The sequence below is a fragment of the Flavisolibacter nicotianae genome (assembly GCF_003628535.1).
GTDB lineage: Bacteria > Bacteroidota > Bacteroidia > Chitinophagales > Chitinophagaceae > Flavisolibacter > Flavisolibacter nicotianae.
Window position 1 is genome coordinate 809,161 of the sequence record NZ_RBCI01000001.1, and the last position, 16,301, is coordinate 825,461.

The following is a 16,301-nucleotide window of genomic DNA, read 5'->3' on the forward strand; positions in this document are numbered from 1 at the left end:
TGCCCGTTATTTGCATGTTTTACACCGTGGCAAAGCGAAAAAATTCATACGGCTCCATGCGCCCATTTATGTGGGCCACTGCAGTGGCAGCAGCGCTTTTTTTCGGTTACCTGTTTTTCCTCTGGGCGGCCACACCAGGGCCCAGTTCCATCCGCTACAGGGAGTTTGGTATTTCCATCCCTACCCATTACACCATCCACGGCATCGACGTGAGTCGCTACCAGCAAAACGTTTCCTGGAAGCTGGTAAGGGAAATGAACGTGAACAACATCCAGATCGGCTTTGTCTTTATCAAGGCAACGGAGGGCAACAACCTGGTGGACCCGTATTTTAAACGCAACTGGAAAAAAGCCAAAGAGGCGGGGATGATCCGGGGCGCCTACCATTTTTTCAATCCCCGCAAAGACGGCAAATCGCAGGCGCAGCGGTTCCTGTCGTCGGTAGAACTGGCCAGCGGCGACCTGCCGCCGGTGCTGGATATTGAAAAAAGCTGGGGCATGAGCAAAGCCAAGTTGCAACAGGAAATCAAAGCCTGGCTGGACGCCGTGGAGGCAAGCACCGGCGTGAAACCCATCCTGTACACCTATGTCACATTTTACGAAACTTACCTGCAGGGCGCTTTCGACGACTACCCGCTTTGGATTGCCCATTACTACCAGCCCGGCAATCCCCGCATCGAACGCTCCTGGCATTTCTGGCAGCACAGCGAAGAAGGCCACGTGAACGGCATTGCCGCCAAAGTGGATTTTAATGTGTTCAACGGCGACTCGGCCGACTTCAGGGCGTTGCTGATCCCCTAAAGGATTTCACGAGTTTACCGGTTTAGGGGCTCCGGTGAAAAGAAGTCCTGAGGAGAATCAGTTCCGAAAACCAGCAACTTGTGAACGTATGAACTCGTGAACTTGCGAACTTTACACCATGGACGAATACAACCAGGGCTGGGACCCGGAGGTAAAACAATACTTCCGAAAAATCATGAACTCGTTTGCCATGGGGGCACTTTGGCTGTTGCTGATCGGCCTTTCGGGCTTTGCGTTTAAGCTGGCCATCATCAAAGACAGCGTGCGCTGGTACAACCTTGTTTTTTACGGCGTGTTTCTCCTGAGCCTTTCGCTCTTGCTGTTGTTTTATTACCGCGTTTGGCGAAAGAACGGGTGAGTTTTCCTAGGAAGAATGATCGGCTACGATCACCCACCGGCCCTTGATTTTCCGGAGCAGCAGGTTGTAATGCCCGCTCAGGTCCCCGATCATTCGCTGCAGCATCCATTTGCCGACGACATAATAGTAATCCGCCGACAGTTTTTTCACCACCAGGATGTTGAAGGAAAGTTTGCCCATGGCGGTTGTGTCGGGATAGCTTTTTTGGTAATTGCGGAGTGTTTCCTGCCAGCCCCATTTCAGGCCATTCTTGCCGATGAACAGCAGGGAGTCGCTTTTCCAGTAGGTTTTCATAAATCCTTCCAGGTCGCCGTGGTTCCAGGCTTCGGTTTGCGCGGCAAGCAGCCCGCGGATTTTTTCCCCGTCGCTTTTTTGAGCACCGGCCAACAGCGACACAAAAAGAAAAAGCAGGAGCAGGCTTCTTTTCATACAAGGTCTTTTGAGCAAGATAGAGCAGATAATGGATATTGGAATATTGGGATATTGTATTGCCCGGAGACAGCCGATTTGTGCGGGAAACCTGTTTAAAGCTCCTGTTAATCCTTCGCTTCGGCAGACGATCAGCGGTTAACTTTGCGTCACAAGCATTTCCCGCATGTCCAAAAAAACGGTCTTCTACATCGTCTTTTTCACCGTATTGGTCCTGGGCTTTTACGCGGCCCTTTCCTCGTCGATCCCGGGGTTCGGCAAAAAGCGTTTTCCGCCCATCACCAAGGTGGAACCGTTTGCCTTTACCAACCAGGACGGCCAGACGGTCACTAACGAAAACATTAAAGGCAAGGTGGCCGTGGTGAATTTTTTCTTTACCACCTGCACCTCGGTTTGTCCGCGCATGAACAACAACCTGAAAAACGTTTACGAAACGCTTCAAAACACACCGGGTGTGGTGTTTCTTTCCTTTACCTCCGACCCGGCCCGCGACTCGGCAGCCCGGCTGAAACACTATGCCGACTCGATGGGTGTGAATACGGCTAAATGGATTTTTCTCACGGGGCGCAAGGACAGCCTGTACAATGCTGCCCGCTACAGTTTCAAGGTCGACGACCCGGATAATTTTGCTGCTAACGAAGGCGTGGATTTTTTGCACACGCAGTTTGTTGCCCTGGTAAACAAAAAAGGTGAGGTGGTTAAAATTTATGACGGCATCAAACCGTCGGAGCTGCACGGCCTTCCTGCCGACGTTAAAAACCTGCTGAACGAATGATGGAAACCAAAAGCACCACAACACGGCTGAACGATATTTTGCACCGCCGGCAGCTCAGCTCCACCGAAAGCCGGCGCAAAATCCTTTCGCTGTTTTTGAACAGCCACGATGCCCTGACACACGGCATCATTGAAAAAGAAGTGGGCGACAAATTCGACCGCGTGACCATCTACCGCACCCTGCAAACCTTCGAGGAAAAAGGGATTGTTCACACCATTCCCACGGCCGACAACTCCGTGCTTTATGCCTTGTGCAAAGAGTGCGAGGAAGGCCATCACCACGACGATCATGTGCATTTTATCTGCACCCGTTGCGAACGCACCATTTGCCTCGATGACGTGGTATCGCCGAAATTGGAATTGCCGGATGGCTATGTCACCGACAGTGTGCAGGTAGTGATCCATGGAATTTGCAAAGACTGCTCGTCTGAACCGGGATAAATGTCTGAACCACCATTTGGTGGATCAAATTGATTAAGCCGGAAAAGCAAGAGGCGTTCTGTGATGAACGCCTCTTGCTTTTGAACGAAGATTTGATTTCATCTCCATCTTCAAAATCTCCTTCGAATCATGGTTCAGAAACTGGCTTTCTTCACATACTTCTCCAGCCACTGGTTTTGCTCGGCCAGCATGTGCAGCAGGTTTTCCTTGCCACGATAGCTGTGCGCTTCGTAAGGAAGCATCACCAAACGAACGGTCCCGCCATGGCCTTTTACCGCATTGAACAGGCGTTCGCTGTTGATGGGGAAGGTACCGGGATTGTCGTCGGCCTCTCCGTGAATCAGCAGCAGCGGTGTTTTGATTTTGTCGGCATAACTGAACGGGCTCATTTCGTAGTAAAGCTGCGGTGCCTGCCAGTAGGTCCGGTCTTCGTTCTGAAAACCAAAGGGCGTGAGGGTGCGGTTGTAGGCCCCGCTGCGGGCAATACCGGCCTTGAAAAGGTTGGTGTGCGCCAGCAGGTTGGCCGTCATAAAGGCACCATAGCTATGGCCGCCCACAGCCACGCGGTTCCGGTCGCCGACACCCATCTCCGCCAGTTTGTTAATGGCTGCTTCGGCGTTCATCTGCAGTTGCGCAATAAAATTGTCGTTGGGTTTTGCCGTAGAGTCTTTGGCAACAATGGGCATTTCGGCATTGTCCAGAACAGCAAAGCCCTGCGTCACATAATAAACCGGCGAGGCCCAACTTACCGTGGGAAAGCGGTATTGTGAACCACGCACCTGCGCCGCATCGTTGGCGGAATTAAACTCACGGGGATAGGCCCACATCACCACGGGCAGCGGGCCGTCCTTGTCTTTGTTATAGCCTTTGGGCAAATACAGGTCACCCGTTAGATCCACACCATCGGCACGCTTGTAAAACACTTTTTGTTTCGTGACGCCAACGAGTTGCGGGTAGGGATTGGCAAAGCTGGTAATGGGCCGGTCGGCTATTTTGCGCACCAGGTCTTTCAGGAAATAATTCGGCACGGCCGTTTGCGTTTCGCGTCTTGTTACTACAACCAAATGTTGGGGGTCCAGCACGTCGGCAACATATTCGTACGAGCCTTCGGGACAGCGCCAGATGATCTCGTTTTTCCTGCTGGTGAGATCATATTTGGCCAGGAACGGCAGGTCGCCTTTGGCAGATGAACCGACCGGGTTGTTTATCAGCATTTTTTTACCGCCATCTACGGTCACAATCACGTCGCGGCCCCACTGGTTTTTTTCCAGTACGGGATCGCCGGGATCGTTGTAGGCATCGGTTTGCGCCAGGTCGTAGAGTTTTTCCAGCGTACCCGTTGTGGTATTGTAGCGGCTGACGCGGTTCGTTTGTTTGGAGCGGAGGCCTTCGATCACCAGGGCCAGCGACGCATTGCCCCAGGTCGTGCCGCGGTAGCGCAGGGTGGTTTTAAACAATTCTTTTGGCTCGCTGCTAAACGGTGCAGCCAGTGCATACACGACATCATGAAAGGGCACCTGTTTTTTAATCAAGCCGCTGTCGAGCGGCTGTGCCCACACCACGGTTGCCGCTTCGTCATCCCGCCATTCAAAAGCACGGGGAACGTTTTGCGTGTTGTCGTAACCGCTCGGTGTGCCTTCGGCAGACGGCAACGCTGCCAGCTGCTTCACCACCTTTCCTGTCATGTCGGTGACGCTGAGTGTTGCGGGGAAACCGCCAGCCGTCACGAGGTAAGAAAACGGTTTGCGGACGGTTCTCGTGAGCAGGTATTTTTTATCGGGTGAAGGGCTTACGGTTAAGTAAATCGCAGGCGCACCCAGTTTTGTTTCAACCCCGTTGCTGTTTTGCACCAATTGCGAAGTGCCGTAAAACTCGAACAGGTCTTCGTCATACGGGGATTTGATCAGGTCCTGGAATGTTGCACTGGGAGCAGCCTTGCCCATATTCTCCTGGATGGTGGGTCCTTTCGGCGTGATGCTTTTCTTCGGTGCTGCCGTTGCCGGCGCAGTGGTGGCCTTGTATAAAACCGTGTTGTCGTCAAGCCAGGTGTAAGCGGCTCCCAGCGTGTTGTTCACTGCCTGTTTGTTGATCTTTGTTGCTGTTTGTGTGGCTACGTCAATCACGTAAAGGTCTACCCGGGATTCACCGGTGTTCAGGAAAGCAATCTTTTTGTCGGCAGGGCTCCAGCTGATATTGGTTGCCAGCAAATTTTGCGGCAGGCCTGTTACCGTCATTTCTTTTCCGCTCCGGATGTTCCTTAATTTGAAATTGTTGATGAACACCTGGCGGCTGGGCGAAAAGTTGGCGGGGTTAAGCCGCAGGCCGGCAATGCGGATCTCGGGCTGACCCAGTTCTTCGACGGTGGGATAAGGATTTCGTTCGCTCAGCAGCATCCACTCGCCCTTGTCGTCGATGCTGACAGCCGGTGTGGGTTTGGCCAGTAGCAAGTCCGCCACATCTTTTGGTGGCAGTTGATAACCGGCAGTTTGGGCAGAAAGGTTAGCGTAAACAGAAAAGAGCAGTAGAAAGGTCACTAGTCGCTTCATGGCAGGTATCTTTTGGAAGAGAGCAAGTTAGATCAAACCGCTTTTACGTCGGTAAGGTTTTATTTGATGGCAGATGACGGATAAGAGATGAGAGCAGGGAAGGGCAATCAGCAGTCGCCAGTAATAGAGATCCGCATGCCGGTTGGGCATGAAACACAAATTCCTCCCTTGTCTGGGAGGAATTTGTATTGGTATCGTACCCGCCGGGGCGAACCTTCTTAAAATGGAAGGCCTTCTTCGCCGCCGCCGTCATTGTAATCGCCGGAAAAAGGAACGCCGTCATCGGCAGCCGGAGCGCCATCCAGCTCTACTTTCCATGCTTTAACATCGGTGTACCAGCGGCCATTGAACTCCCGGCTTTCGACGTCGAAATCAATTTTCAACCGGTTGCCAATCTTCAACAAGTCGGCGTTGATCTTATCGCCCCACACGGAAATGCAGATCTTCTTCGGGTACTGCCCGTCGGTTTCCACGATGATGTCCTGTTTTTTCCATTGGCCGTTGCGGCCCGTGCCGGTCTGCAGAGGGAGAAGCTGAATGAGTTTGGCGGAAACTTGCATAAACTGTTTTGAGTTGAATGTGATTCGAAAAATGTAAAATTGATGTTCTTCCGTAAAACGGTAAAATTCGATTGATAGTCGTATACCGCAGCGCCCAATGGCACGAAAAGCTCCGGCATCCCCCGAAGCTTTTCGTTCAGCGCCTTCCTGCTTACTTCACGACCGGGTGCGTCACTTTTTCCAGCTCGCCCTGCACAAACAGCATCAATTCGCTGATGTAATCGGGTGAGAAGCTGAATTTCAGCCCGGCGGCTTCGTACAGCTGTGGGAGGGTTTTGGTTCCACCCAGCTGCAGCGCCTTGATATAATTGTCGATGGCTTTTTGCTTGTCTTCCTTGAACTGCTTCCACAGGCCGATGGCGCCCAGTTGGGCAATGCCGTATTCGATGTAGTAGAACGGCACTTCGTAGAGGTGCAACTGCCGCTGCCAGCTCCATTTGCGGTATTCGTCCAGGCCGGAAACATCCAGCGCCACCGACGTGTATTCGGCCAAAATGCTTCGCCAGGCCTCTTCGCGTTGCTCCAGGCTATGCGTTGGATTTTCATACACCCAGTGCTGGAACTTGTCGATGGTGGCAATCCAGGGGAAGATGGTGATCACCCGTTCCAGCTGGTGCTGCTTGGCTCGTTGAAGGTCTTCTTCGTTGTCGAAGAACACATCCCAGTAATCCATGCTGAAGAGTTCCATCGTCATGGAGGCCACTTCGGCAATCTCCATGGGATATTCTTTGAACGCCGTCAGCGGCAGGTCGTGTGCCAGGAAGGAATGAACCGCGTGGCCGCCTTCGTGCACCATCGTGGTCACGTCGCTCATTTGCCCGGCGGCATTCATAAAGATGAAGGGGGCGCCGGTTTCGGGCAGGGGACAATTGTATCCGCCGGGGGCTTTGCCCTTGCGGCTGTCCAGGTCAAGCCGGCCCATGGCCTTCATTTTAACGAGGCATTCGGCAAAGAAAGGATTGATGCGGTTGAAGCACTCGATGGTTTTGCCCACCAGCTCTTCGCCGGTGGCGAAAGGCGTCAGTGGCTTTACACCTTCGGGTTCGGCTTCCGTATCCCAGGGACGAAGCGAGGGCAAACCCAGCTTCTGCCGCTTGCGGTCGTAAATAAAATCCACCAGCGGACGCACCTGCGTTTTCACGGCTTCGTGAAACTGGAAGCAATCTTCTTTTTTATAATCGAACCGTCCCAGGTCCACGAACTTGTAATCGCGGTAGTTGGCAAAGCCGGCGTTCTTCGCCACCCTGTCGCGAAGGCCAACCAGCTTGGAGAACAACTCATTCAACTGGTCTTTGTCCTGCATGCGGCGCTCCTGGATCTTGCGATACACCTTTTCCCGCAGGTCGCGGTCCGGGTTCTCCAAAAACTTGGACGCCTGCTGCAGCGTGTATTCCTGGCCGTCCACCTCCACGCTCATCTTGCCGTTGATGACACCGTACTGTTGTGCCAGCACGGCGATCTCCGACTGCAGCGGAATGTTTTCATCGCGGAAAAGCTCGATGCTTTTTCTCACATTGCGCAGGTACACCTGGTAGGCATCGCCTTCCAGTGTTTTGGTGTATTCGTTTTCCACCAGCTTGCGATTGAGCTTGTCGGCATAGGGCTGCATTTTCGGCTGGATCTCGGTCACAAAAAACGTAAAGGCGTTTTCCAGCTCTTTGTTTTCCGTGTCGCAGGTCATGCGGATCTGGCGCCAGGCGGCGTCTTCGCCTACCACCGCTTCCAGCTCGCTGAGGTCCTTCAGCCAGCCTTCCAGATCTTCCCTGGTCGTCAACGGACGATCAAGCAGCTCTTTGAAATAAGGCTCCAGGGCTTCCCAGTTCGTCACCTTAAAGTCCTTCGGCAAAAAGGACCGGGGGATACTGGTAATATTTGCCGTGTATTGTTCCATGCTTTTTGTTTTGGGATTAAGGGCTTTGGATGAATGGTGAATGGTCAACGGTGAATAGGCAGACTTTTCTGCTTTGCACTATTCACTATTCATTCATCACTACTCCTCGGTTTTCTTTTTCCGCCCGCGGCTGCTTTTTGCAGGGGCGGCGGGTTCTGCGGCCACTTCTTCGGGTGCTACCGATGCATCGGCTGTTTCCTCGCTGCCTTCTTCGGCCGGTTGCTCCGTTGCCGTAAAGTCGATATTGTGTTTTTGCAGGGCGCTGAACCAGTTTACCATTTTTTTCATGTCGCTGGCATATACCCTGTCAAAATCCAGCTCGGGGTAGGCTTTTTCAAAATAAGCTTTCAGGGCTTTGTTGTCTTTGGTGTTGGGCAGGGCTTCGCTGCTGCCTTTCATCGCTGTGAAAATATCGGACAACGAAACGTTCTCACCCGTTGTATAGATCTCGATGCTTTCGAGGTGCGACAGGTTGTGCACCCGGCTCGAAATAAACTTGGTGCTTCCATCTTCCAGTGAACGCACAATGGCGCCATCGTTTTTGCTGCTCAGGATTTCGTACAAACCCGGCAATCCGGTAACGGCTACTATTCGGCTATACTCCATAATCAAATTATTTGGGGCTGCAAGATAAGAAAGAGTAAGCAGTACGCAGTATGCAGCCGGCAGCCGGAGTTCTTTACTGCTTACCGCATACCGCCGACTGCCAACCGGTTTTTTTATTAGCCTTAATTAACCTGTCGGGCTCGCGGTACGGCACCATTTTTACGGAGTTTTGTGTTTGTAGATCAATCAGCGTTTATGTTCAGAAGAGTTTTACCCTTTGTTTTGGCTTTGCTTTTTACCCATGTTCTCCATGCACAATACAGTATCAGCGGCACCATCAAAGACCAGCAGGCAGGTACGCCCCTGAGCGGTGCCAGCGTTCGCCTCAGAAGTGTCACCAATAAGACCGTGTTGCATAACCAGCTCAGCGACTCCCTGGGCCGCTTTCAGTTTCAAAATTTGGCACCCGACAGTTTTTTGCTCACCATCTCGTTTGTTGGCTTTAAAGATGTCAGCCGCGGCGTGCGGCTGGACTCCAGCAACATTATCCTGGATACTACCGGAGCCGGTGGTGTGGACATAAACATTGCGATGGTGCCCAGCGCCTCGCAGGATTTGGCCACGGTGGTGGTCACGGCAAAAACGCCACCGGCAAGACAAAAAGGAGATACCCTGGAGATCAATGCCAGCCAGTTTAAAGTCAACCCCGATGCATCGGCAGAAGACCTGGCCCGGAAAGTTCCGGGCATCACCATCGAAAACGGGCAGGTGAAGGCACAGGGCGAAAACGTGCAGAAAGTGACCATTGACGGCCGCGAACTGTTTGGTGACGATGCCACGGCAGCCCTTCGAAACCTGCCGGCAGAGATCATTGACAAGATCCAGGTGTTTGACCGCCTGAGCGACCAGGCCCAACTGACCGGCGTGGACGACGGCAACACCAACAAAGGCATCAACATCGTCACAAAAGCCAACATGCGGAACGGTCAGTTTGGACGGGTGTACGCAGGCTATGGTACCGAAAGCCGCTACCTGGCCGGCGGCAATGCCACCATCTTAAAAGACAACCGGCGCATTTCCCTTGTGGGCAATTTCAACAACGTCAACCAACAAAACTTTTCGCAGCAAGACCTGCTGGGTGTAACCAGTAGCGGCGGCCGTGGCGGCGGAGGCGGTGGTTTTCGAGGCGGCGGGGGTGGTGGAGGTGGCAATCCCCGCGGAGGTGGTGGCGGCGGTAACTTTGGCGGTGGCGGAGCCGGCAACTTTTTGGTCGGTCAGCAAAACGGCATCAACCGCACAAACGCACTGGGAGTTAATTTTTCCGATGTGTGGGGAAAAAAGCTGACGGTCACCGGCAGTTATCTTTTCAACGACACAAAGAACACCACCAACCAGCTGACCAATACGCAATACTTCACCAGCAAGATTGCCAACATTGTGGATACCACCACATCGGAAAGCAACAACACCAATCACCGGCTGAACCTGCGGGTGGAATGGCGGCCCGACTCCTTTAACCAGATCACCATTATTCCGAACCTGAGCTTTCAAAACAACAATTCATCCAGGCGGGTGGGAACGTCCACGGCCTTTGTTTCCGGCAACCCGATTGTGCAAACCCTGAATACCAATATCAACAATGCCGACCGTACAGGCAACAACCTGAGTAATGCCATTTTCTACCGCCGCCTGTTCAAAAAACGCGGCCGTTCCTTCTCGGTCAGCCTGAATACATCCTACAACGAACGGACAGGGGAAACCTATTACAATACCTTCCAGCGGTCGATTGAACCTTCCAACTATAATGACACGGCATCGAACCGCTTTACCGACCAGGCGAACAACAGCTTCACCATTGCGCCCAACATCAACTATTCGGAACCGTTGAGCGAGAATTCGCAAATCCAGTTTACCTACAATCCGCGGTTTACTAAAAGCGAGTCGAACCAGCAGACCTTTGCAGAGAACCCAAACACGAAAGTTTATTCTGAGTTCCTGAATAATTTTTCCAATGTGCTCCAAACAAGAAGCAATGCACAGAATGGCGGCGTTTCGTACCGCTGGGGCAACCGTGACCGGATGCTCTCCTTCGGCGTGAACTACCAAAGCACCAACCTGAAAAGCGATCAAAGTTACCCGACCGCTGTAACCGTGGACAAGACGTTCAGCAATGTTTTGCCCAACGCCATGCTTCGGTACAAGCTTTCTTCCCGCAGCAGCATCCGGCTGTTTTACCGGGCCAATGTGAACGAGCCTTCCGTGACCCAACTGCAAGGCGTGCTGGACCCGACCAACGCTCCTGTTTACACCATCGGTAACGTGAACCTGAACCAGCAGTACATGCACATTGGCAGCTTTCAATACACGTTTACCAACACGGCAAAAGGACTGTTGTTTGTGGGCAACCTGTTTTACCAAACCGCCAATGACTACATCACAAATGCCACCTACACGCCAACCAGAGACACCGTGGTGGGCGGCGTGCCGCTGCTGGTGGGCTCAAGAATTAGCGCTCCTACCAACCTGGATGGGTACCAGAACCTGCGTTCTTTCTTTACGTTTGCGGTGCCGGTGGGTTTTATCAAATCCAACTTCAACCTGAACGGCGGGGTATCGTTTTCAAAGATCCCGGGCATTACCAACAACATCCTGAACGAGACCGAAAACCTGACCTACACACTCGGCAGTGTGATTGCCAGCAACGTCAGCCAGTATGTTGATTTCACCGTTTCGTATTCAGCCAATTTCAACAAGGTGCGGAACAAAGCGCAGCCGCTGCTGAACAACAATTATTTTCAACACGTGGCCGGTCTGCAAGTAAACCTGTTATCAAAAACGGGATGGTTTTTCCAGAACGATGTTTCCAACCAATATTATAGCGGGTTGACGGAAGGCTTCAACCAGAACTATGTCTTGTGGAACATGAGCGCCGGCAAAAAACTTTTCAAGAGCCAGAAAGGAGAAATCAAACTGAGTGTTTTCGACCTGCTGAAACAAAACCAAAGCATCACCCGCAACGTGACCGGCGATTATATTGAAGATGTTCGCAACGAAGTGTTGCGACAGTACTTTATGCTGCACTTTACCTACAACCTGCGCAACTTTGGAACCGCTGCCACACGGCAAATGAACAGGGGAGGCGGCAACCGGAACTTCGGCGGCGAGCCGCGGTTTTAGCTGTGTACACCAAGGCATATTACACTCGTTCCTTTACCTGGAATGCTAGTAAGATTCAATCATAGAAAATAAAGCTTGTGCGCTTTGAACAAAAGTCCACAAGCTTTATTTTTATCAGCCGGCACAAGCTCATGCCTGCAAAATTTTTTCTTTACCAAAACAACAACGTATGGCAACCGACGCGATCAAATCCGCGATGGAATCGCAGATGAAAAACCTGGAAGAAAAAACCGGCAGAAAGCTGGATGAATGGTTCAGGATTGTCAACGAAAGCGGCCTGCAAAAACACGGCGAGCTTGTGAGCATGCTCAAGGAAAAATACGGCATGGGCCACGGCAATGCCAACATGCTGGTGCACCACGCCAAACAAAGCCACGCCGGCTTTGCCGAAGACGATGTGCTGATCAGCGAACAATACAAGGGCAAAGAAAAATTGAAGACCTGGTACGACAAACTGCTGAAAGAAGTAGACGCCTTTGGCAGCGATGTGGACGTGTCGCCGAAGAAAGCGTACGTGAGCCTGCGGCGAAAAAAGCAGTTCGCCATCCTTCAGCCCTCCACCAAGACAAGGCTTGACATTGGCTTGAACCTGAAAGAGGCGGCACCAACCGGCAAGCTGGAAGACGCCGGCAGCTGGAACGGCATGTGCAACTACCGGATCCGGATCGAAGACGAAAAAGACCTGGACAACACGGTAACTGCGTGGCTGAAGAAAGCCTACGAGCAGGCGGGCTAAAGGAAACAAAAAGATTTATGCAAACAAAAGCCGTTCACTGGTGAACGGCTTTTACATTATTGCGTTTTTACTTCGGCCAGTGCGTTTTCCAGTCGCTGCTTTAACGTGTCGTAATCTGTAAAGCCCTGTGCCAGCAGGTAAAATTTCGAAGCACTCACCTGCAGAAATACAGCCGGAGAGCCTGTCACCCGCAACTGCTTTACCAGTGCAAATTCGTAATAGGCCTTTTGCTTGTATGCTTCGCTTTTCAGCTTTGTATAAAATTCGTCTTCAGGAATGTTGTACTTCGGCAGGAGGTGGCGGTAAGCTTCTTTGTCAGTTAAATCCCTTCCTTCATAATTCAGGGCATACTGCAGGTCGGCCGCCATTTCCACGGCTCTTTCCGGCTGGTATTCTTTGAAAATGCACAGTGCAATGGCCGGCATTTCGGACGACGGATACCAGTCCGTTTCATCGGGATGGAAAACATGCCAGAGAAAGTCCTCGCCGAATTTGGCTCCTGTCAATTCTTCCACCCGCTTGTAGGCGCCTTGAATATACTTTGCCATCGGCGCAAAATGCCGTGGTTGTTCCGGCAGGATCATCCCGCCGGAAAAGACTTCAAACTCCAGTTGATCGCTGTACTCTTCGGCGATGCGTGTGATCACTTTGCTGAAGCCATAGCACCAGCCGCAGTAAGCATCGTAACAGTAAATGATCTGAACCATGATTTGGGTGGATTTATTGATTTAACGGAAATGGATTTTCTACAAACTTCAAATTCTCCAGCCGTTTGAATTGAAGGCTGATGCTGCCAAAGTTGATGAGCAGGCCGACCTGAATATTATAGGCTTCCAGGTAGTTTTTTGCTTGCGCCAGGTGAACGTTTTCCAATTGTGTGATGGCTTTTAGCTCGACCATGATCTTATCCTCTACAAAAAAGTCAACCCTCCGTTCGCCAATGTTGTAGCCTTTGTAGTAAATAGGCATACTAAACTCTCTTTTGAAGCGAATGTTTTGCTCCTGTAATTCAATTTCCAGCGCTCGTTGGTAAATGACTTCCTGAAAGCCGTTTCCCAGGGCGGAATGCACTTTCATGGAAGCACCAATGATCTTTTCTGTGACTTCATGAAATTTATATGTTGCCATAACGATCAGTTTCCTGCTCATCCCAAAATCTCCCCAAATCATGGTTCAGACTTTTAATGCGCCTCCAGCCAATTCTCACCCACACCCACTTCGGCAATGATGGGAATGCCATTGGGTAATGTCATGGCCGATTGCATGCAGTCCAGAATCACCGGTTTTACCTTTTCCACTTCCTCTTTGATCACATCAAATACCAGTTCATCATGCACCTGCAGGATCATGCGTGACTGAAAGTTATGCTCTTTGAAGGCCTTGTGAATTTTCACCATCGCCAGCTTGATCATATCGGCGGCCGTTCCCTGGATGGGCGAGTTGATGGCGTTGCGTTCGGCATAGCCACGCACCGTGAAGTTGGACGAATTGATATCCCGAAGCCAGCGCTTGCGGCCCAGTACCGTTTGCACATAGCCGTGCTCACGGGCATAGTTGATCATCTCGTCCATGTAGCGGGTGATGCCGGCAAACTGGATCTTGTAATTGTCAATAATCTCTTTGGCTTCGGTACGACTGATGTTCAGGTTTTCGGCCAGACCAAACGAGCTTTGTCCGTAAATGATGCCGAAGTTCACGCTCTTGGCTTTGCGGCGCATTTCCTTGGTCACGGCTTCTTCGGCCACGTTGTACACTTTGGCGGCGGTGGCGGTATGGATGTCCTTGTTTTGAATAAAGGCCTCGCACATGGCCGGGTCACTGCTGAGGGCCGCCACAATGCGCAACTCGATCTGCGAATAGTCGGCGCTGACCAGCACATGGTTTTCATCGCGGGGAATAAAGGCCTTGCGAATTTCCCGTCCCCGTTCAGTGCGGATGGGAATGTTTTGCAGGTTGGGATTGTTGCTGGAAAGACGTCCGGTTACGGCAATGGCCTGCGCATAATTCGTGTGCACTCTTCCCGTCTTTGGATTGATCAGCAGCGGTAGCGAATCCACGTAGGTTGACTTGAGTTTGGTGTATTCGCGGTAGGCCAGGATGTCGTCGACGATGGTATATTCCGATGCCAGCTTTCGCAACACGTCTTCACCGGTTGCATACTGGCCTGTTTTCGTTTTCTTGGCTTTGGGATCGAGCTTTAATTTTTCAAACAGCACTTCGCCCAACTGCTTGGGTGAGCCCAGGTTGAAACGAACGCCGGCGGTCTCATACACTTTTTCTTCGTGCACACGGGCTTCGGTGTCCAGCACGGTGGAGTATTCATTCAAAAAGTTGGTGTCAATCCGAACGCCTTCAAATTCCATATCGGTGAGCACCGGCACCAGCGGGTTTTCCACGTCGCAGAAAACGTTTTCCACCTCGTGCTTTTTCAACTGCGGCTCAAAAACGGATTTGAACTGCAGCGTAATGTCGGCATCTTCCACGGCGTATTCCTTGATCTTTTCCAGCTCCACATCCCGCATGTTGCCCTGGCCCTTGCCTTTTTTGCCAATGAGTTCTTCAATGTGAACGGGTTCGTAGCCGAGGTATTTGGCACTGAGCCAGTCCATGTTGCTCTTGCCATCAGGCTCAATAAGGTAATGCGCCAGCATGGTATCGAACAGCTTTCCTTTTATTTCCACACCGTACCACTTCAACATCAAAAGGTCGTACTTGATGTTGTGGCCGAGCCACATCTTTTTTTCATCGTTGAACAAATGGCTGAATCGGGCCAGGATGTTTTTTGTTTCGGCCACATTATCCGGCGGCAGCGGCACGTACCAGCCGTGATGCGGCTTTACACTAAAACTCATACCCACCAGCAACGCATTATTGGCGTCAAGTCCGGTGGTCTCGGTATCGAACGAGATTTCTGTATGCTGCGCCAGTGCATCCAGCAGTGTTTTAAACTCCCCTTCACTTTCGACTAACTCGTACTCGTGTTCAACATTGTGGATGTTCTTGCCGGGTTGAACCACATTGTTTTCTTCCTGTACGTCTGCTGTGTCTGCAGATGCGCTGCCAAACAGATCCGTCTGTACACCTGCACCCGGTTTCTTTGGTGTGGCAATATCGCCGCCAAAATCATCCCCCAGCAAACGCTTGCCGAGGGTTTTAAATTCCAGTTCGTTGAAGATATCCCGGAGGCCTTCTTTGTTCCATTCTTTCAGCCCAAAGTCTTCCTCGTGAAATTCTACCGGCACATTGGTAATGATGGTCGCCAGCTTTTTGCTCAGGATTGCTGCTTCTTTGCCAGCCCGCACCTTCTCGCCCAGGGCGCCTTTGATATTGTCGGCATTGGCCAGGATGTTTTCCAGCGAGCCGTATTCGGTAATCAGCTTGCACGCCGTTTTTTGTCCCACGCCGGCAATGCCAGGGATATTGTCCACCGCGTCGCCCATGAGGCCCAAAATGTCAATCACATGGGCCACGTCCGGAATGCACCATTTTTCGCAGACTTCTTTTGGACCCATGATCTCCACGTCGCCGCCCTGGTAGCCGGGTTTGTAAATTTTTACCTTGTCGCTTACCAGCTGGCCATAATCCTTGTCCGGCGTCACCATGTACACTTCGTAACCGAGTTTCTCGGCCTGCTTGCTCAGTGTGCCGATCACGTCGTCGGCCTCATAGCCGTCGTATTCGATGATGGGAATATTCAGGCCACGGATGATGCGCTTGATGTCGGGCACGGCGGCTGAAATATCCTCCGGCGTTTCCTGGCGGTTGGCCTTGTAGTCCACAAAATCGGTGTGACGTTCGGTGGGAGCGCCGGTGTCGAAGCACACGGCCATGTGTGTGGGTTTTTGATTGTTGATTAACTCCAGGAGTGTATTGGTAAACCCGAATTGGGCGTTGGTATTTTTTCCTTTCGAGGTGATGCGCGGATTGCGGATCAGTGCATAATAAGCCCGGAAGATCAGGGCATAGGCATCGAGCAAAAACAAGCGTTTGTCCATAGCTCACGAAGGTAGGCCATAGACGGTTTTGTTGGGCTGTAACAAAAA

14 protein-coding genes are annotated in these 16,301 nt (G+C 51.7%); 6 read left to right on the forward strand and 8 right to left on the reverse strand.

Annotated elements, in window-relative coordinates:
- The first annotated feature begins 56 nt into the window (after window positions 1-56).
- Both D6024_RS03550 and D6024_RS03555 read left to right on the forward strand, forming a co-directional pair.
- Window positions 57-800: a glycoside hydrolase family 25 protein gene (locus D6024_RS03550; protein WP_121353482.1), complete on the forward strand. Its 744-nt coding sequence runs from the start codon at window positions 57-59 to the stop codon at window positions 798-800.
- 118 nt (window positions 801-918) lie between these two features.
- A complete protein-coding gene (locus D6024_RS03555; protein WP_121353015.1) occupies window positions 919-1,158 on the forward strand; it encodes a hypothetical protein in 240 nt (79 codons plus the stop codon).
- 6 nt (window positions 1,159-1,164) lie between these two features.
- Here the strand turns inward: D6024_RS03555 and D6024_RS03560 are convergent, their stop codons facing one another.
- Window positions 1,165-1,587, reverse strand: coding sequence for a YybH family protein (locus D6024_RS03560; protein ID WP_121353017.1), 423 nt, complete (start codon window positions 1,585-1,587; stop codon window positions 1,165-1,167).
- Between the two features lie 166 nt (window positions 1,588-1,753).
- Here D6024_RS03560 and D6024_RS03565 point away from each other — a divergent pair, with 166 nt between their 5' ends.
- Both D6024_RS03565 and D6024_RS03570 read left to right on the forward strand, forming a co-directional pair.
- Window positions 1,754-2,362, forward strand: coding sequence for an SCO family protein (locus D6024_RS03565; protein ID WP_121353018.1), 609 nt, complete (start codon window positions 1,754-1,756; stop codon window positions 2,360-2,362).
- Complete coding sequence (locus D6024_RS03570; RefSeq protein ID WP_240409925.1) at window positions 2,359-2,802, forward strand: Fur family transcriptional regulator; 444 nt, start codon at window positions 2,359-2,361, stop codon at window positions 2,800-2,802. The genes D6024_RS03565 and D6024_RS03570 overlap by 4 nt, the downstream gene beginning before the upstream one ends.
- Window positions 2,803-2,936: 134 nt before the next feature.
- On the opposite strand, the gene D6024_RS03575 is transcribed toward D6024_RS03570, so the two are convergent.
- The 4 genes from D6024_RS03575 to D6024_RS03590 form a co-directional block, all read right to left on the reverse strand.
- Window positions 2,937-5,348: an alpha/beta hydrolase family protein gene (locus D6024_RS03575; RefSeq protein WP_121353022.1), complete on the reverse strand. Its 2,412-nt coding sequence runs from the start codon at window positions 5,346-5,348 to the stop codon at window positions 2,937-2,939.
- Window positions 5,349-5,566: 218 nt separating this feature from the next.
- The gene (locus D6024_RS03580; RefSeq protein WP_121353024.1) at window positions 5,567-5,908 is read right to left on the reverse strand and encodes a DUF3127 domain-containing protein; all 342 of its coding nucleotides are present in this window, start codon (window positions 5,906-5,908) and stop codon (window positions 5,567-5,569) included.
- 151 nt (window positions 5,909-6,059) lie between these two features.
- On the reverse strand, window positions 6,060-7,799 hold the full coding sequence (locus D6024_RS03585; protein WP_121353025.1) for a M3 family oligoendopeptidase: 1,740 nt from the start codon (window positions 7,797-7,799) through the stop codon (window positions 6,060-6,062).
- A 99-nt stretch (window positions 7,800-7,898) separates the two neighbouring features.
- Window positions 7,899-8,405 (reverse strand): DUF5606 family protein, encoded by a 507-nt coding sequence (locus D6024_RS03590; RefSeq protein WP_121353027.1) that lies wholly within the window; start codon window positions 8,403-8,405, stop codon window positions 7,899-7,901.
- Window positions 8,406-8,600: 195 nt separating this feature from the next.
- Between D6024_RS03590 and D6024_RS03595 the strand changes: the two genes are divergently transcribed.
- Window positions 8,601-11,522, forward strand: a complete 2,922-nt coding sequence (locus D6024_RS03595) for an outer membrane beta-barrel protein (RefSeq protein WP_121353029.1) — start codon at window positions 8,601-8,603, stop codon at window positions 11,520-11,522.
- 169 nt (window positions 11,523-11,691) lie between these two features.
- Window positions 11,692-12,258 (forward strand): DUF4287 domain-containing protein, encoded by a 567-nt coding sequence (locus tag D6024_RS03600; protein ID WP_121353031.1) that lies wholly within the window; start codon window positions 11,692-11,694, stop codon window positions 12,256-12,258.
- A gap of 56 nt (window positions 12,259-12,314) precedes the next feature.
- On the opposite strand, the gene D6024_RS03605 is transcribed toward D6024_RS03600, so the two are convergent.
- The 3 genes from D6024_RS03605 to polA are packed head-to-tail and all read right to left on the reverse strand — an operon-like array spanning window position 12,315 to window position 16,253.
- Window positions 12,315-12,965 carry a DsbA family protein gene (locus tag D6024_RS03605; protein ID WP_240409926.1) on the reverse strand — a complete coding sequence of 217 codons (651 nt, stop codon included), beginning with the start codon at window positions 12,963-12,965 and terminating at the stop codon, window positions 12,315-12,317.
- A 13-nt stretch (window positions 12,966-12,978) separates the two neighbouring features.
- Window positions 12,979-13,386: a GxxExxY protein gene (locus D6024_RS03610; RefSeq protein ID WP_205573215.1), complete on the reverse strand. Its 408-nt coding sequence runs from the start codon at window positions 13,384-13,386 to the stop codon at window positions 12,979-12,981.
- A gap of 53 nt (window positions 13,387-13,439) precedes the next feature.
- A complete protein-coding gene (polA, locus tag D6024_RS03615) occupies window positions 13,440-16,253 on the reverse strand; it encodes a DNA polymerase I (protein WP_121353035.1) in 2,814 nt (937 codons plus the stop codon).
- Window positions 16,254-16,301 lie beyond the last annotated feature (48 nt).